Here is a 23,764-nt window from a genome sequence, read left to right on the forward strand (position 1 = left end):
TTAATTAAGTTAATAACTACTTTTGCGGCGCTTTTGCCTGCGGATCGTAATTGGGATTAAGTTTGGGAAGTACCGCCTCGGTTTCGACAAAATGCTGCTTTAGCATCGCACTTAGTTTTGCCACTCGTTCGGGATTTTGTGCTGCTATATTATGATTTTCACCGATGTCATTTTTAATATCAAAAAGTTCGTAGCGATGCTTGTTATTTTTACCATCAAAAAAGTAAGATACTAACTTGTAGTCGCCATGACGAATCCAAGCAGAGGGAATGGAGCCGTTCCTCTCGACCAAGTAATTGGGCCAGTAACCATAGAGCGTATCGCGCACTTCTTCACCTGTTATCAGGGCTGGGACTTGCGATACCCCATCAATTGCTACTCCAGTGGGCATTTTCGCTCCTGCCATTTCTACAAATGTCGGAAAGACATCCACACCCGAAAAGTAGCTATCACTTTTTGTTCCTGCTTTAATTTTACCCGGCCAAACAACAATAAACGGAACTGCGGTACCACCATCGTGAATCGTTCCTTTACCACTTTTTAAGGGGTAATTACTGGTGGCGGGGATATCGACAATTTCTTCCACTGTACCATTGCCCCAATACGCTTCATGGGTATAGGCAGATTCAATAGTTCCACCATTATCACTGCTGAGAACAATGATGGTTCGATCGGCAATACCAGCTTCATCAATAGCTTTGAGTAAAAGCCCTACATTATCATCAAAGGTTTCGATCATACCTGCAAAAATCGGATTGCGTTGTTGGGCATCAGTTGGAAGTTTAGCCGCTTTTTTACGATATTTATCTAACAGATCGAGCTTGGCGAACATGGGTGAATGAACTGAAAAAGCCCAGTAATTTAAGAGGAAAGGACGGTCTTTATTTTCTTTGATGAACTCGATCGCTTCTTGGCCCATGCGATCTTCTAAGTGTTCACCCTTTTTAAGCGTGAAGCTATCGCTGTATTTTTTGGGACCAAAATAACTTCCTTTGGGGCCATGAGATTTGGTATGGGGCACATCCACATCAAAGCCGTGTTCAAGGGGCGTATAAGGTTCGTGACCTAGATGCCATTTACCATAGTGTCCCGTTACATAACCCTGAGCTTTTAAAACTTTTGCATAGGTGGGGAAGACCGTATCTAAACGAGTTGTACTTTTGGGACTGATGACTTTTTGATGAGGCCAGCCCTTATCAGGTGTATGAGCTTTTAAAGATACTAAATTAATATGACAAGCAGGCTGAGTCATCCCTAAGCGCTCGGCATATAAGCCCGTCATTAAACTGGCTCGGGCGGGAGAACAAACGGGTGAAGTCGAGTGAAAGTTACTCAATTTCACTCCCCGCTTGGCCAAGCTATCTATGTGTGGAGTCTCGTGAAAAGTACTCCCGTAACAAGAGGGGTCAGCCCACCCCAGGTCATCGGCTAAAATAAAAACGATATTTGGGGGCATTTCTTTAGCATTAAGGGTACTTAGGCTAAAAAGAAGAATGAATGATCTAAGTATTAATTTCATTTTTGAATACGTTCCTTACCATTTTGATAGTTAAGAGCCAGTTTTTGGGCCTTGGCCACAATTGAACTCAAGTCTTTTTGACGATAAATCTTAAAATATTGCATGTCGCCATGAAATTTAAGAGGAGAAATTTCTTTAGGATCAATTTTACCAGATGGATCAGCTCCTAAAGTCAAACCACCAATCCCCTTATGGACACCGTGAATCGGCCACATCATTTGTTCTTTGGCAATGCGTTTTCCGTTGACCCAAAAGGAAATTTTGTTGTGGTATTGCTCCACATGAGCCACAAGGTGAACCCATTGATTCATAAATGACTTTTGGGCATCGATAAATTGCATGCGAAACTTGTATTCCTTCATCATCAAACCGGGACAACCATCCTCAATGAATAACATTAGACCACGATAATCATTGCCTTGTGCGCAAATCACCCCATCTGAACTGGGGCGCACTAGAGTCTCGATCACATAACTGCCCTTATCAGGCGTTACTTCTTTATGCCAGGAAAAACTGACTGATGTATCATCGCCAAAACGCAAAGCCTTAGCATTTAAGCCATCGACAATTTGGCCATTATTGATTTTGACTTTGTTAGCAATAACTGACTGATCTTTTGAATTTAAGCCCTGCTTAAACTCAAGGTCACAAATTAGGCCTTCCTGCACTCCCCATTGGGGTTCTGGCCGAGGCCTAGGAACGATTTTCTTGTACTTGGTCTCTTTCTTTAATTCTTCTATCTTTTGTTCCATAGCTTTAACAATCTCCGCATGTTCAGGAGATGTAGCTAAATTCCTCATTTCATGGGGATCATTTTCTAAATCATAGAGTTCGTTCACATCATCTATATCGGGATAAGTCGTGTAGACATAACGATCCGTACGAACTGCAACAATGCGCGGCAATGTGGGAATTAGATCGCGCCAGTAAGTAAATAGGTAAGCATCTCGCCAAGGCGTTTTTTTACTCTTATCAAAAAGGGGCATACAGGATTCACCCTGCATAATTTCAGGTGCTTTCACTCCGGCAATATCGAGAATTGTTGGCGCCACATCAATATTGAGCACCATTTGATCAAGGGTAGAATCTGCCGGTATTTTTGCGGGATAACGCATAATTAGCGGGATGCGCATGGACTCATTATAATGGACTCGTTTATCACCTCGTTGGTGCTCACCGAGAAGGTAACCATTATCACCAGCAAAAATAATGACTGTATTATCTAATATCTTCTTGTTCTCAAGAAGTGCATAAATTTTTCCAATCCCCTCATCAACTGCAGCAATAGCACGGAGATAATCTTTAGTGTGGGGGTGTGAGCCATTTTCTTTGGTGTAAGGACGAGGGGTCTTAACTGCAGGAGTTTCGTGAGTATTATTAAATCTAAGACGATATAGGGTTTCCGGAGGAAGACTTACCCGCTGCCATTTGGGTTTATCTTTCAAATTGTCAAAAAAACTATCTTTTTTGGGGACCGTTTCGCCTTTGTACAAAGAAGAATGACGTTTAGCAGGAGTGAAAGGCTGATGCACCGCTTTGTGTGAAAGGTAAACGCAAAAAGGCTTATCAGAATTCTTGTCAATAAACTCAAGTGCGTAATTAGTGAGTTCATCGGTGATATAACCAGGGTTCTCAACTATCCTGCCATCAATGTTTAACTTATTTCCGTTATAGTGCCCCTGCCCTGAAAAGGAAATCCAGTGATCAAAACCTCTGCGAGGTTTATTACTGTGATCCAAATGCCACTTACCGAAAAAAGCTGTCTTATAGCCTGCTCGCTGAAGTAAAAGCGGAAATGACGGAGTCTTATTTTGATTAAATTCGCGTCCTTCCACATTGGTGCACACCCCATTGACTTGCGGGTAAGTGCCAGTCAAAAATCCCGCTCGTGCAGGTGCACACATAGAAAGAGTTACAAAGCTATTTTTAAAATGCACACCCTCATTGCGAATACGATCAATATTTGGAGTTTTTAAAAAGGGGTAATGCCCCATAAATCCCATGGCATCGTATTTTTGATCATCAGTCAAAATAAAAATAATGTTGGGGCCTTTGTCTGCCGCCAGCATGGTGTTTGCGAAAAGCGCTAAAATTATAAATAAATACTTCATGATTAGTCCATGTAAAAAACTTCTTGAAGAGTGACTTCCACAGGGGAATGATCAGCCTTAGTTTCCATAATATCTTGCATATAAGCCCACCATTTTTTTACAATTTCTTGGTCGGGTATAGAATCTGCACTATGATTCTCTTTCAGTTTTAAAGACGCAAACAAAATATGGGTCTCTTGATCTAAATAGATCACATAATCATACACCCCTAATTCTGTAAGTTTTTGTTTTAAATCAGGCCAAATTTCGTCATGGCGCTTTTTATACTCCACTTCAAAACCCGGAGTTAACTTCATTTTTAAGCCGACTCTCGTCATAAATTTCACCTTTATCAAGTTATACTTGATTAAATGATATAATGATATTTCATTTAATCAAGTGTTTTTGTATCTTTTATAGTAACTAAGCAACTTAAAAAGTTCGGCTAGCTCGCGAATTAGGCGACCTTATCTATAGCAAAAAAACGACTCAAAGATGAGTCGTTTTTCATGTAAAGCTAGATGGATATTACTAAATGATGTTTTTTGACAAGCATATAATTCAACCACTATAAGCAACTATGCTAAATATATTTTAGCATCAAGACTTTATACATTACTGAAGAGTCAGTAGTCAGGGCTGCTGAATTAAGCATAAATATTCAAACTTAAGTTTGAGCTACAAGCTATTCCTGTAGGTAGTTCACAACTTATCGTGTACAGTTTGATTTTCGATAAAGCTTAATTCATAGACATTGATTAGTTGGCCCAAAACTTGGGGCGAATTTTTATATGTCCCGGCTCATAATTGGCGGGGTGATCTTCCATGAGTAATTCACTGGCGACCTGGCCCATTTCTTTACCGGGGATTTGGATCCAGGCGCTGGCCGCAAAGGGTGGTTCAGCAACCTCAAAAAGCGAAGCAATGGAGTCTTTGACTTCAAACTTGAGATCATCTATCTCGGACATGACTTTATGAACACGTACAGCTGAAGGGCCGTTATCCACTACGAAACCGGTAATTTCCGGGTGCTTTTTCATGAGCATTCGAACATCAGCTTCCACTCTGTCCTGCCAGTCCTTACTTTCAATAATATGAACATCCACAAAGCATTCATGATCGACCTTTAAACCGGCTTTTTCCATCGCTATTTTATAACCATCGTAGCGGGCCTCATTTGTCGGCAGGTGAGTTGCCCCGACAAAGGCAATTTTTTCATGCCCCTGCTGAATCAACTTATTAGTGAGCATTTCAGTAGCTTTTTCATTATCCAAAGAAATCAGGCGGCTTTCAAATCCGGGTGGGCAAATATCGGCAAAGAGCACAAAAGTGCCTTCTTCAATATAGCGATTGATCCAGTCACTCACCTTGCGGCAATGAGATTCAGAAATAATGACTAAGGGAGATGTGAAATAAACCAAGGACTCTAAACGCTGACGAGCTAAAGAACGAAGAAGAGTGAGTTCACGATCGGGCTTACTATGAGTAAAATTAATACTCACTAATTTACCTTCATTCATCATGCTATTTTCTAATTCAATGAGCAAGTCAGTGTGGAAATCTGAAAAAATCTCAGGAGTAAATAAACCGATGAGGCCACTTTGAATCTTGGGACTACTCATCGCTTTAGGGTTTTCTAAGAAGGTCCCCAAACGACGACGGCAACTGACCACTCCTTGAGCTTCCAGCTGCTTCATAGAGCGCTGAACTGTAAGAATAGAAACTCCCAGTTCTTCGACGAGCTCACGATTAGTTGGGAGCTTATCGCCTTTTTTCAAAGTCCCATCTTTGATCTTTTGCGAGATGTGACGCAAAACCTGATGAGAAAGATTAACTTTACCTTGTGTGATTGATTCAGCTGGCATGTACAACACTCCTAAATATTTGATTTAATTATACATTAATTCAAGAGATTGTTTTTTCTAGACTTGCTAGTCCAAGGCCACGATATCAAACTGTATAACTTCGGTTTTAACTTTTAAAGGACCATGATTTTCGAAAATTAAGAAGGCCCATTCCACTCCGTGCTCTTCGGGGGCAGCCGTTTCATTACCTTCAAAACCTAGCCAGTTCTTCACCCAGTAGCCACGTTGGCCTGGGAAGTATTTCCCTTTAAGAGACTGACGATAAAATTTAGTAATATCAATCTCCCCTTCAAAAATGGTGCGCTCTAAGGATGGTGCATCCATCTCAATATAATTATCCTTAGACTTCCAAGCTGAACCTTCACCAAATTGCAAGTCCTCATCATTGAGTACATTTATAGGAGCACGCCACCAAGCGCTATTTCCCGAGCACGCCCCATCTCGAACTTGTTTATTAAATTTCATATTTGCAGTGGAATACACCCCTAGGTGTCCATGTTTACTCCCGTCATTCTTTGGATGGACCCAAACATTTTCCTGATTGTAAGAAGCCAACATGAACTCCGCTAAGCGGTAACGATCGCCACGTTCGCGCATATTAAACCCAACCACAAGTTGAAAATTAACGGGGTCTAAGCGGGTCCGCATATAGCGAGAAGCTAATTTCTCCTGTAAATATTCTAATTTGCGTCCGTTAGGAGCAGTCTCTCCATTAACAGCATACTTAAAAACATTCTCGCGCATTTGTTTAATCAAACCTGCCTGACCTTCTTGCAGGTAGTCATAGATCGTCCATTCCTTCAACTCATCACGACCATCTTCAACCGTTAAAGCTACTTTGTACTTAAGGACTAAGCGACGATTAGTCTTTTTTTCCTGTCGATTTTCCTGCATGATTGTTTTTGACAACTCCCATCCCTGCGGATCGGAATGTAAACGCATTGCCCAAGAGGCTTGCTCGCGGTGATGAACTTCATTAATCGGACAAATCCAGCGCAGAGGATTCACGCGATTATCACCGATAAAAGTGATTTTATCTTTTTCCGCAATGGTCACATAACCATTGGTTTTTTGCAAAAGCTCCTTGGTCACAGCACTTGGTGATTTGACTACAGGATCGACTAAATCACCTTTGTAGGGATTTGTTTTACGCGCATTCGGAACGAGAAAGTCATCCTTGCCACGTTTGTCTTTCATCCATTCAATAAACTTCGACTGATAAATCTCATAAGGTGTACTAAAGCAAGTCACGACTACATTATCATTTGCTGGCTTAGGATGTTTGGGGTGATGATAAAAAAGTGGAAAGCGGTAGTCTTTTACCCAATCGCTAAACTCACGACGCAGCTCTTTGCTATCTCCGCAAAAAGCATCCATCACAGCACTAAAAGGCTGTAATTTACCCATGCCTTGCTTTTCTTTAGATAAGTAATCGTTATCTTTGAACCATTGCACCTCGACGGAAACTTTTGGTTCTTCACTTTTAGCGGGCGACCATTTTAAAACCGATCTTTCAGAACTAGCCTGCAAACTTGTAATAGTTAAAACCAGGCCAATAAAATATTTTTTAAGCTTCATTTACAGTTCCTTCATTCACTTGGTCGTTCACTTCTTGACTGTCTTTTTTGCGCTGATCAAGAATTCTACGCGTTTCTTCTGCTTTTTGTCTCGTTATAGGGAACATAAACATAAGTCCAAGTGCCGTCAATAAACCTATAGCCTGAAGTGAAACAAAAATCACTTTCATTCTATAGCCCACTTCTGGAGAAGTTGTCTCGGCACTAGCATCGAAGCCAGATAACTGTAAAACATAACCCGAGAATACTGCCGTCAAGGCTAAGGCTAACTTACAGACAAAGCCCGATGCCGAACTGTAAATCCCCTCCTGCCTTAAGCCACTACGAAGCTCGTCGTCATCAATCACATCGCCAATCAAGGAACTAATCAGCAACCAACAACTCTGTACACCCATGCCCAGAATTACGCCCGAAACTAATTGTAGGTAAGGCATAGCTGGGGTTAGTGTAAACCAAGAAACCCCCGTTCCAAAGAGTGCCGTAACTAGGGCGATAATCATCGCCCTCTTCTTGCCTGTTTTTTCAGATACTTTCTTAATCACTAACATGCCTATAAATGCCGCGGCAATCATTGCTGTCCCTGCCACACCGGAAAGGGTTGCAGCTGTATCTTTATCGCCATTAAAAATATAATAAATATTGATATAGAGGGTGAGTGCACCGCAAGAAAAGAGTGTCGTCACAATAATAAGATATGAACTCATGAGAGTGAGAAAGGCCTTGTTCTTAATCAAATAGCCAAGAGATTTAATTAAGTTAGTCTTCTTTTGCTCTACGACCACATTTTCTTCACGAGAAAAAATTGCCGGAATAATCCCCACTAAGAGAACAATAGCGGCAATGACATAACTCACTACTTTGATCCCTTCTGCTTCTGTTTCACCACTCATAAGGACGAGTTTATAAAGCCATTGGGTGGTCACTCCTGCGGCAGTCGCAAAATAGAAGCGCCAGGCAAATATTCGAGTCCGCTCATCGTAATCCGAGCTTAATTCATAGCCCAAGGCTGTATAGGGAACATTAAAGATTGTATAAAATATTGAATGTAAACACATGGCAATGACAAAATAAGTAAGAATAGTATTTTCCGAGCCCGCTGGTGCCATCCAGATAAAGGGAAATAACAAGGCACAAAGTAGCGCTCCAGCAAAAATATACTGACGACGACGACCAAAACGACTACGAGTATTATCAGATATAGTCCCCATTAAGGGATCGGTTATCGCGTCAATAACTCTTGGCACTGCCAGAGCCCAACCTAACAAGACCGCATCGACTCCCAAGCCAATATTGTAAATCGGCATAACTAAAGTGGTCACCCCAAAACTCAAAAAGGTATCCGCCAAACCAGCAGAACCATAGAGTGCTAATTTACTGGTTTTTAAACGTTTGATTTCATGTGTCGACATTTTGTCTCCATCTTAAATTTATATTATATAAGTTATAATTGCCTTTCTTTTGTGATATATCAATATGTCATTTAATTATTTTTATGCTTTATTCTAAATAATTTATTTTGCACTCGTTTCGGGAAAATTTTTCTCAATTTGCTTGAGGTACTCATAACCATACTTCACATCGGGTTCTAAATAAGCATCTTCGTAGAATTCATTCCATATTCCCACAGTAATAAATTTACGACCGTTATTTTTTTCTACACTCTCGCGTGCCAATTTTAAAGATTCACCATAAAGCTTTGGTGTACCACCGTGATAGTAAAGCATATGACCTTGGGGGCCCCAATGTCTAAAATCTTCACGGGTCGTCACCGTTGGTACAAAACCGTCTCCCCAGACTTTGTACATCTTGTTCCAATGGTCAATCATTGAGGGCATGAGGTGAGTTTTATAATCCGCTTCCCAAACTTCACCGCGCCTTGTTCTTATTTGTTCTTTACCCTTTACTTTAATTTTTTGTTTATAAACTATGGGGTAACGCTTCTCCAAATCTGGTCGAGCATGAGTTATATAATTAAAAGAACCATCAAAACCAATATCTCTAAAACCCTTTGAGTACTTAGGTAAAATATCACCTAAGCTCAAAAAGATTTCATGACCATAAGTACGCGCAATGGCTCTTTGCTTTTTTATCCATTTCTTTAAGTTCTCCATCTTCACGTCTGAGTCGCCTTCTCCTCCATGTTCCTCTCTTAAGAGAGCTGGTGCATGAATGATAATTAAGGGCTTACCATCCACCTTATAATAATTGGGCTGATTGAGAAAGTTCTCACAGGCATATTCCATAGTTCCTTCCGGAATCCAAGCGTGACCATGATTTGTCCACATACACACAAAGTCAATCTTTTTAGCATAAGGATTCGTTTTTACCGGCGCACCACCTGTTTGATCTTTACGTAGAAAGCCTACTTCAATTGAAGCGTTAATGTGACGATGACGGGGTGAGTTATCAAACTTTTCTTTTGACTCAGAGGGGTACCAATCAAACATCACTAAGTTTATTCCTGCCTCACGCATCCATTTAATTTGCCAATCCATAACTCGCGGATCAGACAAACGGTAATAACTTATGCCATTATAGCGAACTTCCGGATCTTGTGAATCATAGAGTAGAGGCAAACGCAAAGCTTTACCATTGGCTAACTCAGGCCAGTGCTTACCTCCTGGATTCCACGCTGGAAAATTCCATGCCGCTACAGTCCAATCTGACTTTGCCTTGTCTGCAATCTTACCTGCCTGCTTTTTTGATACATCGATTCTTCTAAGGGGTACATTGATTATTGATCCATCTTTATCGAGCCAGGGTTGATCCGAAGAAAACTCAATTTCCTTAGCCATGAGAGATAGATTTAAGATAAGAAACAATAAAAAATAACGCACCACTGACTCCTTTTTATTTTGATTGATTTTGTATTTTTAAAATAAAACATTTCATTTTTCGTTGACTTAATGATATATTGATATAATTATATGGCAATTGATATTTTAATTTATTTAAGGAAATAACATGAAAACTATTCTCGCTGGAGTTAATTATTTTGCCGGTTGGTGGGAGCCCCTCCCCAACAAATGGCACCGTCACGCCGATTCATTTGCCATCGAACAAGGAGAAGACTGGCGCCCTGACTTTCCTGAACGAGTCCCCCTCTTAGGTGAATTCAATAATCAAGAGACTTTGAACAAAGAACTTGTAGTTGCCGGTGATTACGGCGTCGATTTCTTTCCTATCCTGTGGTATTACAACGAAAAAGATGCCGAACGCGAACCCCATAGCAGTCTACTCAACAACATTTTTGATGATTACCTTAATTCACCAAATGCAGACCGAGTTAACTTTTTTATCGAATTCTGTAATCACCCCCCTTTTGATGTCACCGAGGATTGGCAATGGCAAGAATGCCTTGATGCTTGGAAAAAAATTATTACTCACCCCTCTTACTTAAAGGTAGGTGGTAAAGCCCTCTTTAAAGTTCACGGTGCCGATTACTTTATTCAACAAAACAACAATGATATAGCACGTTGCAAAAAGCAGCTAGACTCAATCAGAGAACTCTTTCGCAGTAAAGGCATGGAAGTCATTATTGGGGCTGGAGTAATGACTGAACAACATATTGATGCAGACAACCCTATAGCTCATGTTTTTGATTTTACTTGTACCTATATGGACTTTCCAAACCTTGAGCCCAAAGATACGGATTATCCCTATGAACTGCTCGGAGAACACTGTCGTTTGGCTCGCCAAATACACAGCAAAGATGCGATTCCCTACATGCCTTATATGCCCGCTGGTTGGTCCCCCCGCCCGTGGCCAGATACCCGTGCCTGTTTTGATTTTCCCACGCGAGAAGAATGGCGTAAAGAACTTGAACTCATGCGCAACGATCTTCTAACTCTTCCAAATCTCGGCTTGCCCCTTGCTGATGGCAGCATTCAAGCCGCTTTTAATTCCTATGCTTGGAATGAATTTGGTGAGGGTGGTATAATTGCCCCTACTCACATAACTGAATACATGAAGTTAGAAGAATGGAGCGCTATTTTTAAGGCTGAACAAGTTCATAACGAACATGATTTAATCTTCAATTAATTCTGCTTCGCGCAATTTATTTTCATAATTATCCATAAAGTGGGGCAAAGTCTCAGTCGCCGGGTCAAGGACCGGCAGGTCCTTGCGGGGAGTTCGAGGGGCGGAGCTCCCTCGTGTGCGCAGCACCATGCCCTCTACTCTGGTCAATCGTAAATATTATCGCCAAGTTTTCGCAAAGACAGGATGAATTGCTTTATGGCAGAGTCCTAATACTTCACTTAGCCTGGGATTAAATACCAGGGATTCATATCCATCCAAAAAAAACAAAAGGCCCTCCCGTCGTTGACGGGAGGGCCTTTTGTTTACTGCCAAGCTATACTTATTTTAAGCTACCAGGCTTAATATTGTCTTCATCCCATTGCTGCCACATTTTGAGCATTTCATCATAGCGTTCGGGCTGAGATTTAGATAAATTATTTTTTTGCGCTTTATCTTTTGATAAGTTATAGAGAGCCGGCTTAGCCTTTGCCCAACCATTGCGCACTAGCATCCAATCTCCCTTGCGAATCGCCCAACCATTTTGTTCTGGCTTTTTTGACCATGCATTATAGCGCCAATAGAGGCTCTCGTGAGGGTCACTTTTCTTTTGACCATTCAAATAAGGAATGAGGTCGACACCATCGAGTTGCCATTGGTCTTTAATTGTTGCACCAGCTGCCACAAGAGCCGTAGGCTTGATATCCAAACTGATAATCGGTTTACCATAAACTTTGCCACGGGGAATTGTCCCCTTCCACTGCATGATAAAAGGCACGTGAATTCCTCCCTCTAGCATCTGAGACTTAGACCCACTATAAGGCGTACAAAGTGAAGCATTACCGGGGTACCCACCATTATCACTAATAAAGAAAATCAAGGTGTCTTTTTCAAGCTTATTATCTTTCAAAACTTTGAGCATGCGTCCTACATTATCATCCATACAGGCAATCATCGCTAAACTCGTACGACGCAAAGGGTCTTTGATGTGCTCGAAGCGTTTGAGATCCGATTCTTTAGCTTCCATGGGCACGTGAGGTGTGATATAGGAAACAAAGAGGAAGAAAGGCTTTTTCTTGTTGCGCTCAATAAATTCAATAGCCTCGCGCCCAAAAGCGTCGGTCGAATACTCTTTCATCTCAATCTTTTCTGGTCCGCGGCGCATTTGGACATTGTATTTTGATGGACGATCAGCCCAGTAGATATTGCCATCCTGGTTCCAATAAGTTTCATCAAAACCGCGATTATAAGGATAGGAGTGTTTTTTACTTGTTAGGCCCCATTTGCCAATGTAGCCAGTAACATAGCCCTGCTCCTTCATGCGTGTCCCCATGAGTGGAACCGAGCGTGGAATCCCAGGGTCATAAGCCCATTAATTCGATTCGAAACCAAAGCGATTTTGGTAGCGACCACTCAAGATGCCTGCTCTTGAAGGGCCACATTGTGGTGCTGTTACATAGGCCTCGGTAAAGCGTACACCATTTTGTGCCAGAGTATCGATATGCGGAGTACGCACATCATCGACTGAACCTTGGCAACTCAAATCTGCATAGCCCATATCATCGGCTAAAATCACAATGACGTTGGGTTTGCGCTCTTTTTTATCTGCTTGAGACCAAGCTAAAAACGGGGTCAAGGCGAGTGATGCCCATGTAAGTAATTTACGATTCATGCTTATTTCTCCTTAAAGTTCCACTTCCACAAGACTGACTTCCTTAAACTCATTTGTTTGTGGATTCAGACTCAAAGTTTTAATTTCGTAGGGACCAAATTTCAGCTCTTCACTAATATTGTACCCCGGCAGGTCAACAATACAATTTTCAGCATTGCCGGACGATTCAAAGAGACGAATAATTATATCGTCGCTCTCTTCTGCTTTTTTAATCGCCGTGACTAAAATTGTGCCTTCACTCAATTTAATAAAGCCTTCAGTATCTAAATCACCTTTTCCTGAAGGGAAGAAGGCCAATGCCATGGGCTTTTCGTTATGGGCTATAGACTCTCTTTCGATTTCTTTAAAGCGCCCTTCTGCTGAAGAGGCGTTGAGCCAGGTTCTATAAATATGGTGCCCCTGATCAATTCTTGGCGAATACCGATCCTGCTTCATGATTTTACGACCAAAGAGGTTCATGCCCGCATAAGCCGGGGAACGCAACATGGAAACACGTAGCTCACCATCTTTAAAATCGGAGCCATAAGTACTGTCTGTAATGACCGAAAGAGCTGAATCTTCTTGTTCAGACTTAACGATCATCCAACGCTGGGCTACCGACTCACGGCCATCTTCGAATAAGCGATCATAGCCATAGGCAACCTGACCATAGAATTCAGATTTTTGATCAACTGTAGCTAATGACATCTTGAGGAAGCGCTGTTTTTCATTCCAATGAACACGAGTCTCCATTTCAAGCTCAGAACCTTGATGCGCTAAATGGTACCTTTGACAAATATAAGAATCACCGTAACCGAATAAAGCTTCGACGGTAACTCTAGCATTACCATTTTCAACAATCCTGACGGGTTGAAGTTCCTCTACATGAACACCTGCAAATTTAGCCGCACGTTTAGGCGATAGTAAAGTGAATTCACCAATTACATTTCTAAATTCATAAATATCGGTTCCCCAGGCATCTTCATCATCGTGAAGAACAAGAAATTTTGCACCTCCTTTCTTGAGCATTTCTTTTCCTGCTACAATGTAGCTATCAATCAAACCACTTGTAGGATTTATCTCAACTCGCATTTCACCATTGTCAAAAACATAATTCTCTGTTGCCGAAATTTTTGGCGGTTTGGGCTGTTTAGGAATCACTTTTTCACGACAATCAACACGAGTCATTTGAGTCGGTGCTAACTCAACGATAAAAGAAACCTTTTTGCGCCAGTCCAGCGGTAAATTGGCTTGTTCATCCTCTACCTGACAAGGCAGAAGCTGATCATTCTGATAAACAAAAATATCGGTAAAGGAATCTTCACGATTTTGATTTTCTAACTGAAATTCACATTCCACGACTGTCTTGATTGGAAAGGGATGGGGATTGTAAATCAATATGGGGGTTTCACCCTCTTTAGCTCTTGGCTGCCCCTTTGCAAGTGCAAAGAATGCCCTAGCTTTAACCCGAGACAAAATCTCTAAACCGTGGTCCATGACCCGCAAACCAGCTTCCTCTACTGCCTCAATGGATGAACCAGGCAAAATGTCGTGAAATTCCGCTTTAGCTAAATCATACATGGCCTCACGCAATTCATCTTCAGGATATTTCATCAAGCCTTTTGACCAAGCAAAGACCGACATCTTCTCAGTCATGAATAAATAATTTTCTAATTGACGGTGCTTTTGCTTAATGCGGATTTGAGTTGTATAACAACCCACTAAGGTTGAATTTAAATCATTTTGACGAACGGGTAAAGAATCCTTGCGTTTTGCGAGCTGTTCAAAATAATTCTCAGGTGTGGAATGTACGACCTCATGGGTAGCGCTCAGCTTTTCCTTCAAATCTTTGAGCATAGCTAAATCCTTACGAGAAGCTCCACCACCGTGATTACCCACGCCCCAAAGAACCATCATATCGTCTTGATCGGCACAAAGTTCTTTAACTTCTTCTACTTTTTCACTCGCTTTTCCTAAGAAAGATAAATACAGATCATGGCTTCTGTGCGCCATTACTTGTGAGCCATCGTAGCCCTCCCAGATAAAGTCCATCGCTTCCAGTTTCATTTCACGCTCTTCGGGACGACAGAAAATATAGGAATCGTAACCACTTTTAGCTAAGATCTGTACCAAGCCCCGCGTGTGGCCAAAGGGATCAAAATTGATTGCCGTCGTGGGCACTTTGCCAAATTTATTTTTAAAGTACTGACGTCCCAGCATGATCTGACGAACAAAAGATTCACCACTAGTCATATTGCAGTCGGGCTGTAAATACCAGCCTCCCATAATATGCCACTTACCCTCTTTAACGAGACGCTGAATCTTCTCAAAAAGTTCCGGCTCATATTCCTCGACCCAACGATAGAGAATCACTTCGTTGTGATTAAAAATAAAAGCCTCGCCTTCATACTCGTCACAAAATTCTGCCGCTTGACGAAAGGTGCCCAGCATCGCCGCTGCTCCCTCTTCCCATTCCCACAACCACTCAGGGTCTAAATGGGCATTACAGACCAAATGTATTCTTTTCTTTTCTTGCTCAGACATAATTAAAAACCTTATTCAGAATTGATAAATGCGTTATAAGATAAATCATTATATCAATTATACCAATAAGAATTATCTAATAAAGAAAAGAACTTATCAAAAAACAATCAACTCTCGTATATTTTTAAAGATTGATTTACGCAAAAATAAAAACAACTTTGCGGACTCTGCAAAGATGTTTTTATCGAAGTAAATTTACGCACGATCCATACAGATCAACGCAGATATTTTTGAGCCAGAATTATTCTTAATTTTAGAATATGCCGGGAGCGTCGATTTTTAATCGGCATTCAAACTGCGAACGCTGCAACAAGAAGTGAGGGTAATTCATCCAGCGATTTCACAGATATAAGCAAAGGATAATCATTTACTTTTGTGCTCTCCTGTAATCTTTAGTGCTTCGATATTTTTAATAATTAAGGAAGTCATACTAAGTGATTTTAAACACAAAAAACCACCAAACTGCACAAAAAAATTTCAGCTAATCAATTTCCACGGGCAGGTAAGCTGCCCTGACAGTGAAACTCAGAGCATTTTGTGCTCTTACACGAGCCATTCTTGGGTCGTGAGCATCTGTTGTAGGTCCAGGGCTTATAATATTGTTTACTCGCTTGACGGAACCATCCTCATAGAGAAAGTTACGATCTAATGTGCCGCGCAAGTCGCTACTCCTATAAAACCATGACTTGTAACCAGCTGTACTGACTCCTGAACGAGACATCCCTTTGCTAGGGTGCGAACTTACCCATTTATTTTCATCTACGTTATATTGATCATTATCGGCAAGTAAAACACTGAAGGAGTTATCTATGCCATCATAGCCCCAAGTTATACGGTCACCCACCTTCAAAAGTGCAGTAGTTTCTCTATGTCCATCGGCATCGAGCAAGGCCTGCCCGTAGTACATTTCATAGGCTCCCCCAAGTCCGGCAGTAGTATCAGTTTTTGGATCAAACTCCGGCTTATTTAATGGACAGAATAAACTATCAAGTGATATATAGCTGGCCAGCAGAGATCTTCCCGCGGAGCTCGGTTCCAGTAAATGAAGTTGGTACATCGTGCGTTGAGGCCAATACTGATCGTTATCGTCTGCGTAATTATATAGAGCTATAGAATTTTGGCGCATATTCTCTGTACAAACTGCCAATCGAGCTTTATATCTAGATTTGCTCAATGAAGGCAAGAGCAGTGAAGCCAAAATCCCGATGATCGCAATCACAACTAAAACTTCTATTAAAGTAAAACTTTTGTTTTTTCTCATCCTGCTATACTCCTTTAAAATAAATTCAGATACTTAACTCCTTATATATAATCTCTTCCAAAAAATCAATAATTGTCATTAAAACAAATAAGGATTTGACTAGAATATTATAATAAATAATTAAATCATTACATAGCCACTGTCACCATAAAGCCTTAGTTATCAGCAGCAATAGTCATACTAATGAGCTCAACTAAATATATACAATCGTAGCAAATTTGAGCCACCGGATCTATGATTTCATGGCTGTAAGCCCGATAGAAAATAGCGGACATCGTGAGGTGTATGGAAGTTGATTTATAATAAAGTAAGGGCCCAAACTTGGTTCCGACACTCTATGCCGGACTCACATGCGCGAGCTATTGCCATACGGGCGGATAAAAACTATTTCCCCGTACCTGTGGCTCACGCTACACGCCAATATATATCAGACCTAAGGGCCTATACTTTTGTTTTTAATAGAGTCCATGCAAGTTGGCGCTGCATGCTTTTATCGGCCGGCCAATAAAAACCTTGTGAACGTCGTGTTTAAAAAGAAATCGTCCTATCTTTTCTTTTCCATGGCTTCATGGTTAAATTTCTTTCTTTTTCATGGGGCCATGAATAAAAAAGGGGCTATGTATTCATCTCAGTGCCATTCAGCTCAATCCTTAGCGATTATCCATCGTAAAGATCAAGGTAATCAGTTATTTTTGCAGTCAAAAAATAAGGTAGATTAATTAAGGTAAATTCCTTACCATTGGGAGTTACACACGTTTCCAGCTTTAATTCTGAAGCAGATAGTCTCACAGCACACTTGCAAGCAGTCTCATCAATGAAAAGATGAAGCGACTTTAACGAACCAACAGCTCCTGACTTAACTTCTATGGGGATAAGCTCTGTGCCATGCTGAATGAGAAAATCAACTTCAGCATTAGAACGAGCACTTTCTCGAACCCAGAAACAGAGCTTCTGAAGTTGATTAGTTTGTCCCGCTATTAGCTCCTGTGCCACAATATGTTCAGCCATCAATCCTTTATAGAAGCCGTGCAGATCTTCTTTAAGCAGGTAGTGCTGTTGTAATCCAACGAAATAGTTCACCAGACCTGTGTCAAGGAACTGCAATTTAGGATGTTTTTTAAAGTCAGGAATAATTGGAAGTTCAAGTGAAACGCTTGGATAAAGCCGCTTTACAAGCATTGCACTTTCTAGAGATTTGACTGCTTCACCCACTTCTCTTGCTTTATAGTTAGAATTCCCAAAACCTCCCAATTTGATTCGCTTAGAAGCTTCAAAAGGGGCTGTTTGAATTACATGCTTAAGGACTTTATTAAGTGTACTATTTTTTGCATATTTCCCGGCATCATCAATATATGAAAGGAGGAGATTTTGATATGTCGAATTAAGAGAAGTAATAGAACGCTTAGTGATATAGCGTGCTATTACCTCGGGCATACCACCAAGTAATGTGTATGTGTGGAATAAATCAAATAGCTTTGCTACAGAAAATCGTGGAACCGGAGTTGTCGAATAAGCATTTAATGCGGCCTTCTCTCCTGTTGCTTCAAGAAACTCCTCAAATGTTAAGGGGTGCATAAATTGAAACTCGACTCTGCCTACTGGAAAGCTGATATGGCTGTCGGAAATAAATGTTTCTAGTAATGATCCGGCTGCAATCACATGCACCTGGGGCAAGTGCTCAAAAAAATAGCGTAGAATCGCAATAGCAGCTGGCGAGTTCTGAATTTCGTCGATAAAAAGCAGCATACTACCACCATTGACCTCAATATTCTTTGTCAATAAAATAGCCTCAAATAATTCATCTACAGGCAAATTATGATCAAATAAATCAAGCTCTTCTTTGTTTTCCAAGTTGAGGTATATGTATTGATCGAATGACTCTGAAAAAATATTTACAGCTGAGGTTTTACCAACTTGCCGTGCGCCACGAAGAATCAGTGGTTTTCGGTCAGCTCTCTTACGCCATTGTTCCAATTCCCTGCAGACCGTTCTGTTAAACATAGATATTCCCATTTTAGTGTTATATTTAACATATATCAAAAAAGATACTAAACCAAGTTCATTTGTAACAAAGTATGGGGTGTTTTTAATTATAATTGTCCTATAGTACAGGGTGTTTATCTCTAAAAATGTACTAAAACACATGCTGTTTAATTTTATGGTGCTAAAAGAACCTTATCCCATTAAAGCGGAACACACAACTTTTAATTCCCCTTGGGAACTGGAACTTTATAAGCAAATAAACCTGAGTAAAAAACATCAATCCAAGAACAAGCCATACATAACGCTCCAAAAGACCATGATACTTATCTCTTCCCCATTACAAAGTGTAAGGAACTTTTATAGCAATAGGCGGGAGTACATAGGCAATGCCAATTGAGGACAGCAAGTAAATTACCGATGAGTACGCCTCAGAAAATATTTTTTAGACTCACATCATATTTATTAACAAATTCTGTAAATCATAACTTGGCTATTGCTTCTCGAGAAATTAAACCTAATGCGTAAGCTTGAATGGCAGCATTGCCATGTGAGGTCGCTTCAAAGGCCCCCGTGCGAACTGGACAATCACAGAGTTCTTGGGTCATTTCTACGAGAAGTTGATTGCGTCCGCCGCCACCGAGAATGGTGAGTTGCTGAGCTTTTTGTCCAGAGACTTGTTCCAACTCATGCCAACTCATAGCTATTTGAAAAAATCATACCTATGTATTATGTTACACTTATTACATATCAGTATACTAGCCATACTTAAGAAGGGTAAATATGACCATCAGAGAACTAGCCAAAGCCGCAGGAGTATCCACGGCAACGGTGTCGCGAATGTTAAATAAAAATGGTTTTGTGAGCAAGGAAGCTGAAGAAAAAATAAATGCAGCTATGAAGGCCAATAACTTTAATTCTGAAAAACGAACAACAAGAAGAGCCTCAAACGACGAAAACTCAAACCAGCTCAATTTCACCATGCTATGGACTTCCGACATCAGAGATTCAATGACTGCTACAGGTCATGAAATGATGCTTGGAATTACTGACACACTACGTTCCACAGGAGCCAATTTAGTGGTTGATTACATAGACCCTAATGGTGACATACCTAAATGCCTTACAGAAACAGGATGTGATGGTGTATTCCTACACGGAGGAAAATTACCCAAGCACCTAGCCGAACTCGTCAAGAAGACTCCAACAGTATGGTTACTCCAGGCGGGCGACACGGAATACGGAGACAGAGTTCAACCGGATCACTGGAAAATAGGATTAAATGCCTACGAACACCTGAAATCACAAAACTGCAAACATGTGTGCTGTATAAGCCACAAGCTTTCCAGTATCTCCCCGCCCTATTGGCAATCAAGACTCGAAGGCTTTTCACACGCCGCTTCTTTTGGAGCAATCAAGTATTCTATCATTAAAACTGAGGACCTTGGGGCCTCTACCTCCCCCGAAAACATAAGCAAGGCGGCTATTGAGGTCGTAAATAGCTTCGAGGAACTATCACCACGTCCCGATGGCCTTTTTATTACCAATGCATTGGGGCCATACATAAATGCTGAGTTAACTCGCAGGGGGACTATTCCCATGAAAGATATCTACATGATATCTGGAGACATGGATTCTTACGGCCAATTTATAGACACCGAAACTATAAAGATTGATATTCAGGCTAGAGAAATTGGCAAACTTGCCGCCGAAGCAATGCTCTTGCGCTTAAAAAGCCCCGATATGGATAAAATCAAATACATTACTGAAACAAAGCTTCTCAGCTCTAATGAGTAAATAGACTCACTCCCCTCCAAAACTCTGTAATCACTGAAGTATTTAAATATATTCACAAACAAATACCCGAATATTATTACTAAATAGAGAGCCCTCACTCTCGTCTTAATCCCCCTTATTAACTAAACTCAAACTCGAGTTGTAGCTAAGAAAGGGTACCCACATGCCCCTCCCCCGCTTATCCCATCTCCCCCCAAATAACTATATATTTATAGGTTACTAAAAAAAAAATCCTTTCATTTCCAGCAAGCATGTTTTTTAGTAAGTATCAAACTATGTAACACGAAACAAAAAAAAATTGACAAAGCTATTGACTTTAAGCTAAAACACACTTATATGTAACAAACATGTAACAAATGAAACAAATACTCAAGAGGTCCAAATGCTAAAATTAACTCACTTAAAAACACTAATTATTTATGGAGTGATTTTATTTGCATTTAGCATTAAAGCCGAAACTAACAGAGATACTAAGAATTATTTTAAACACTCCAAGCTAGTTTCAAGCCCTTCAAACTCTCCAGCAGACTACATTTGGCAAACCAAAGAAGGTTACATCATTATTCAGGGCGGCGAACTATCCCTACTTACAAATGACTCAAAGAATTGGGTTAAGCTCAAAAACAAGCCTTTGAGAATATCAAAACACGCTATGACTACGAGCTACGATGGAAAATTCTATATTGTTGACGGGACAAAAACTTTCACTCTTGAATATGTAAACGGAGGCATAATTCGCAATGATCTCAAAGATCTTCCTGCCCCAATCACAAATGGTGACATAAGTGTTAATAACCATAAATTATATATTACTGGACTGGACACAGAGGGCAACAACATCTTCTACTGTAACGGGGTGAAACAAAACCTTTGGAGTACACAAAAAACAAAAAAAGTACTCATGGCCCAACTTAAGGGAAATGTTTATGTTTTTGCGGATGAGAACAGATCTGGCAAACTGACTGCTTACGAGTTTAACACTCATAAAAGTAAATGGAATCTAATAGGCAGCAGCAACATTGCTATTGAAACAACAAAAGCCTTTGCCTGTGGTGATGCCCACATACTTTTTTTAAGTAAAAACACTAAACAAATTCATGCATTATACCTCGACCAGAAAAAATGGGTGCAATTCAATATTGCCTCATTACCTGAAGCCGACTTTTCTCTTAGTAGCGATTATAAAAGCTTTACTGTTGTTACACCTAAAGCTACTCATAAATTTGAAGCTATTTTCCCAAAAACAAAATATGGAATTTGGGATCACCTCATCGTCGGTCTGTTCTTCTTAATGATGCTCGGGGTTGGTCGGTACATAAGTAAACGCGAAAAAGACAGTAATGACTTTTTCCGCGGTGGCCAGCGCCTCCCCTCTTGGGCCGTTGGTATCAGTATGTTTGCCACAGGTGCGAGTGCGGTTAGTCTCATGGCTCAACCGGCTCAAGCTTACACCGACAACTGGCTCTACCTCTCAATTGGCCTTGTGCAATTCATCCTGCTCCCTATAACTTTTTTTGTGGTAATCCCCATTACTCGCAGGCTACAATTTTCCTCAGCATTTGAATACCTTGAAGCACGATATTGTCCGGCGATGCGCATGTTTGGTAGCCTTATTTATGCCTTCATGCAACTCGTAACAAGAATGGCTACAGTCATGCTCTTGCCCTCAATCGCCTTGAGTGCAGTTTGTGGTATCCCCATGGAAGTAAGCATCCTCATCATGGGCACCGTGACGACAATCTACTGCATGATGGGTGGCTTCGAGGCCGTCGTTTGGACGGATGTTATTCAAGCCTTTGTCATGCTCCTGGCAATGATCATGTGTGTAGTCTGGATCTTTATATCACTGGATACCTCCGCAAGTGACGCATGGCAACTCATTTCATCTGAAAATAAACTACAGCTATTTGATTTTTCCTGGGATCAAACGCAGCCAATTATATATATCATCTTCTTCTCTTACGCGCTACAATCCATTGCCGTTCCCATGGGGGATCAAAATTTCATCCAGCGTGTCCAAGCCGTAAAATCCGAAAAAGAAGCCCGCAAGGCAGCCTTCATTCAACTAGGCGTTGCTATACCACTCAATGCCTGCCTATTTGCCTTAGGCACCTGCCTTTACCTCTATTACAATGCCAATCCGGCGGATATTAGTCCCGCTATGAAAGCCGATGGGATTTTCCCCCTCTTTGCAGCTCAAACCCTCCCCACCGGTCTGGCCGGCATTGTAGTGGCCGCATTGATGGCCGCAACTATGTCTACTCTCTCCAGCGCGCTAAACAGCGTATCCAACATCGCAGTTGAAGACTATGTCCGTAAGTTCAAAAAAGATTTTAGTGACCACCAGGCCATCGTTTGGGGCAAAGGCTTTACCGTCGCCCTTGGCATTATTGGCACAGCTTTGTCCTTATTGCTAGCCCAAAGTAACTCCACCTCCATATGGGACCTAATCTTAATGATCCTCGGGGTTATTTTTGCTCCTCTCAGCTCTATGTACCTATTAGGTGTCTTGACCAAACGAGTCAATACCGCTGGTGTTATTGCTGGGTGCATTGCGGGAATATGTGCAACGCTCTACTGCAAAAGCAATTTTAATCTACACGTATTTTTCTTTACCCCGATAGGTCTAGTTCCTAGCTTAGTCGTAGGCTATTTGCTCAGCTGGATCATCCCCAGTAAACCTAAGGACCTCACTGGTTTAACCATTTTTTCACTACCACCAAAACCCGAGAAATCTTAAAGAGGAAAGCACCATGCGATTAGAAAGACAAAGATTCACTTTAATTGAGTTACTCATCGTGATTGCCATCATTGGCATTCTCGCCAGTTTACTGGCTCCTACATTAAAAAATGCTAGGGGAAAAAGTAAATCTGCAGTTTGCAAATCAAACCTCAAGCAATGGGGCATGTTTACGGCAATTTATACAGATGATACAGACGGATTTTTACCATACAGAGTTTTTGGCGTATGGACTATAAACAAGTATATTCCAAGCTCTATAGGTGAACACAAATTTTGTCCTTCTGATGAATTGGCACAAGACAAAAACAAGAGATTAGGTCAAGGAGGCTCCATCAGAACATCTTATGGTTATAATGGCAGTCTAGCTAAAGATAATTCACTAGCTGGTGATACGCTCAAAAAAATTACTGATATAGAGATACCAAATCACACTCTATTATTTATAGATCGTGGTCATAATGGTGAAAACGACGGCTACCCTGGTGGAGGAAATTTCAGCGGAGAAAAAGCTGATTTCGTCTGGGTTCATAAACATAAAGCTTACGCTAGGCATGAGCAAGAATACGCGAACATGGTCCAGCTTGATGGCAGCGTCAATAGGGGTAAAGCCATCTATTACAGGACTCCCAGCGGCTGGAATAATAGCTATAGACATTGGCATTTTCAGATAAACAAATATTCGGCTTATGCGGCACAGGCCTTGGCTGAAATTCAGTAATA

16 protein-coding genes and 1 pseudogene are annotated in these 23,764 nt (G+C 41.0%); 4 read left to right on the forward strand and 13 right to left on the reverse strand.

Annotated elements, in window-relative coordinates; translation table 11 throughout:
* Positions 1 to 16 precede the first annotated feature (16 nt).
* The 7 genes from PQO01_RS10085 to PQO01_RS10115 form a co-directional block, all read right to left on the reverse strand.
* On the reverse strand, positions 17 to 1,519 hold the full coding sequence (locus PQO01_RS10085; RefSeq protein WP_274313887.1) for a sulfatase: 1,503 nt from the start codon (positions 1,517 to 1,519) through the stop codon (positions 17 to 19).
* Positions 1,516 to 3,630: a sulfatase family protein gene (locus PQO01_RS10090; RefSeq protein ID WP_274313888.1), complete on the reverse strand. Its 2,115-nt coding sequence runs from the start codon at positions 3,628 to 3,630 to the stop codon at positions 1,516 to 1,518. The genes PQO01_RS10085 and PQO01_RS10090 overlap by 4 nt, the downstream gene beginning before the upstream one ends.
* A gap of 2 nt (positions 3,631 to 3,632) precedes the next feature.
* Positions 3,633 to 3,947: an L-rhamnose mutarotase gene (gene rhaM / locus PQO01_RS10095; RefSeq protein ID WP_274313889.1), complete on the reverse strand. Its 315-nt coding sequence runs from the start codon at positions 3,945 to 3,947 to the stop codon at positions 3,633 to 3,635.
* A 420-nt stretch (positions 3,948 to 4,367) separates the two neighbouring features.
* On the reverse strand, positions 4,368 to 5,474 hold the full coding sequence (locus PQO01_RS10100) for a GntR family transcriptional regulator (protein WP_274313890.1): 1,107 nt from the start codon (positions 5,472 to 5,474) through the stop codon (positions 4,368 to 4,370).
* 66 nt (positions 5,475 to 5,540) lie between these two features.
* Positions 5,541 to 7,052 carry a hypothetical protein gene (locus tag PQO01_RS10105; protein ID WP_274313891.1) on the reverse strand — a complete coding sequence of 504 codons (1,512 nt, stop codon included), beginning with the start codon at positions 7,050 to 7,052 and terminating at the stop codon, positions 5,541 to 5,543.
* On the reverse strand, positions 7,042 to 8,460 hold the full coding sequence (locus PQO01_RS10110; RefSeq protein ID WP_007279422.1) for an MFS transporter: 1,419 nt from the start codon (positions 8,458 to 8,460) through the stop codon (positions 7,042 to 7,044). The genes PQO01_RS10105 and PQO01_RS10110 overlap by 11 nt, the downstream gene beginning before the upstream one ends.
* Positions 8,461 to 8,562: 102 nt before the next feature.
* Positions 8,563 to 9,888, reverse strand: a complete 1,326-nt coding sequence (locus PQO01_RS10115; protein ID WP_274313892.1) for a glycoside hydrolase family 99-like domain-containing protein — start codon at positions 9,886 to 9,888, stop codon at positions 8,563 to 8,565.
* 127 nt (positions 9,889 to 10,015) lie between these two features.
* Here PQO01_RS10115 and PQO01_RS10120 point away from each other — a divergent pair, with 127 nt between their 5' ends.
* A complete protein-coding gene (locus PQO01_RS10120) occupies positions 10,016 to 11,092 on the forward strand; it encodes a hypothetical protein (RefSeq protein WP_274313893.1) in 1,077 nt (358 codons plus the stop codon).
* Here the strand turns inward: PQO01_RS10120 and PQO01_RS10125 are convergent.
* The 6 genes and pseudogenes from PQO01_RS10125 to PQO01_RS10150 all read right to left on the reverse strand — a co-directional run bounded on the left by PQO01_RS10125 (position 11,078) and on the right by PQO01_RS10150 (position 19,211).
* Positions 11,078 to 11,221 carry a hypothetical protein gene (locus tag PQO01_RS10125; protein ID WP_274313894.1) on the reverse strand — a complete coding sequence of 48 codons (144 nt, stop codon included), beginning with the start codon at positions 11,219 to 11,221 and terminating at the stop codon, positions 11,078 to 11,080. The two genes, PQO01_RS10120 and PQO01_RS10125, sit on opposite strands and share 15 nt — an antisense overlap.
* Before the next feature lie 190 nt (positions 11,222 to 11,411).
* Positions 11,412 to 12,740 (reverse strand): annotated as a pseudogene (locus PQO01_RS10130) (sulfatase family protein).
* A gap of 12 nt (positions 12,741 to 12,752) precedes the next feature.
* A complete protein-coding gene (locus PQO01_RS10135; protein ID WP_274313895.1) occupies positions 12,753 to 15,263 on the reverse strand; it encodes a glycoside hydrolase family 38 N-terminal domain-containing protein in 2,511 nt (836 codons plus the stop codon).
* 481 nt (positions 15,264 to 15,744) lie between these two features.
* Positions 15,745 to 16,524 carry a type II secretion system protein gene (locus tag PQO01_RS10140; RefSeq protein ID WP_274313896.1) on the reverse strand — a complete coding sequence of 260 codons (780 nt, stop codon included), beginning with the start codon at positions 16,522 to 16,524 and terminating at the stop codon, positions 15,745 to 15,747.
* 657 nt (positions 16,525 to 17,181) lie between these two features.
* Positions 17,182 to 18,525: an ATP-binding protein gene (locus tag PQO01_RS10145; protein ID WP_274313897.1), complete on the reverse strand. Its 1,344-nt coding sequence runs from the start codon at positions 18,523 to 18,525 to the stop codon at positions 17,182 to 17,184.
* Positions 18,526 to 18,986: 461 nt separating this feature from the next.
* Positions 18,987 to 19,211: an FGGY-family carbohydrate kinase gene (locus PQO01_RS10150; RefSeq protein WP_476408967.1), complete on the reverse strand. Its 225-nt coding sequence runs from the start codon at positions 19,209 to 19,211 to the stop codon at positions 18,987 to 18,989.
* A 76-nt stretch (positions 19,212 to 19,287) separates the two neighbouring features.
* On the opposite strand from PQO01_RS10150, the gene PQO01_RS10155 reads away from it, so the two are divergent.
* The 3 genes from PQO01_RS10155 to PQO01_RS10165 all read left to right on the forward strand — a co-directional run bounded on the left by PQO01_RS10155 (position 19,288) and on the right by PQO01_RS10165 (position 23,762).
* Positions 19,288 to 20,301 (forward strand): LacI family DNA-binding transcriptional regulator, encoded by a 1,014-nt coding sequence (locus PQO01_RS10155; protein ID WP_274313899.1) that lies wholly within the window; start codon positions 19,288 to 19,290, stop codon positions 20,299 to 20,301.
* A gap of 382 nt (positions 20,302 to 20,683) precedes the next feature.
* Positions 20,684 to 23,041 carry a sodium:solute symporter family transporter gene (locus PQO01_RS10160; RefSeq protein ID WP_274313900.1) on the forward strand — a complete coding sequence of 786 codons (2,358 nt, stop codon included), beginning with the start codon at positions 20,684 to 20,686 and terminating at the stop codon, positions 23,039 to 23,041.
* Between the two features lie 13 nt (positions 23,042 to 23,054).
* On the forward strand, positions 23,055 to 23,762 hold the full coding sequence (locus tag PQO01_RS10165; RefSeq protein WP_274313901.1) for a type II secretion system protein: 708 nt from the start codon (positions 23,055 to 23,057) through the stop codon (positions 23,760 to 23,762).
* The last annotated feature ends 2 nt before the right edge of the window (positions 23,763 to 23,764 follow it).

Origin of the sequence: Lentisphaera marina, assembly GCF_028745505.1 — a bacterium.
In the GTDB taxonomy this organism is placed as follows: Bacteria; Verrucomicrobiota; Lentisphaeria; order Lentisphaerales; family Lentisphaeraceae; genus Lentisphaera; species Lentisphaera marina.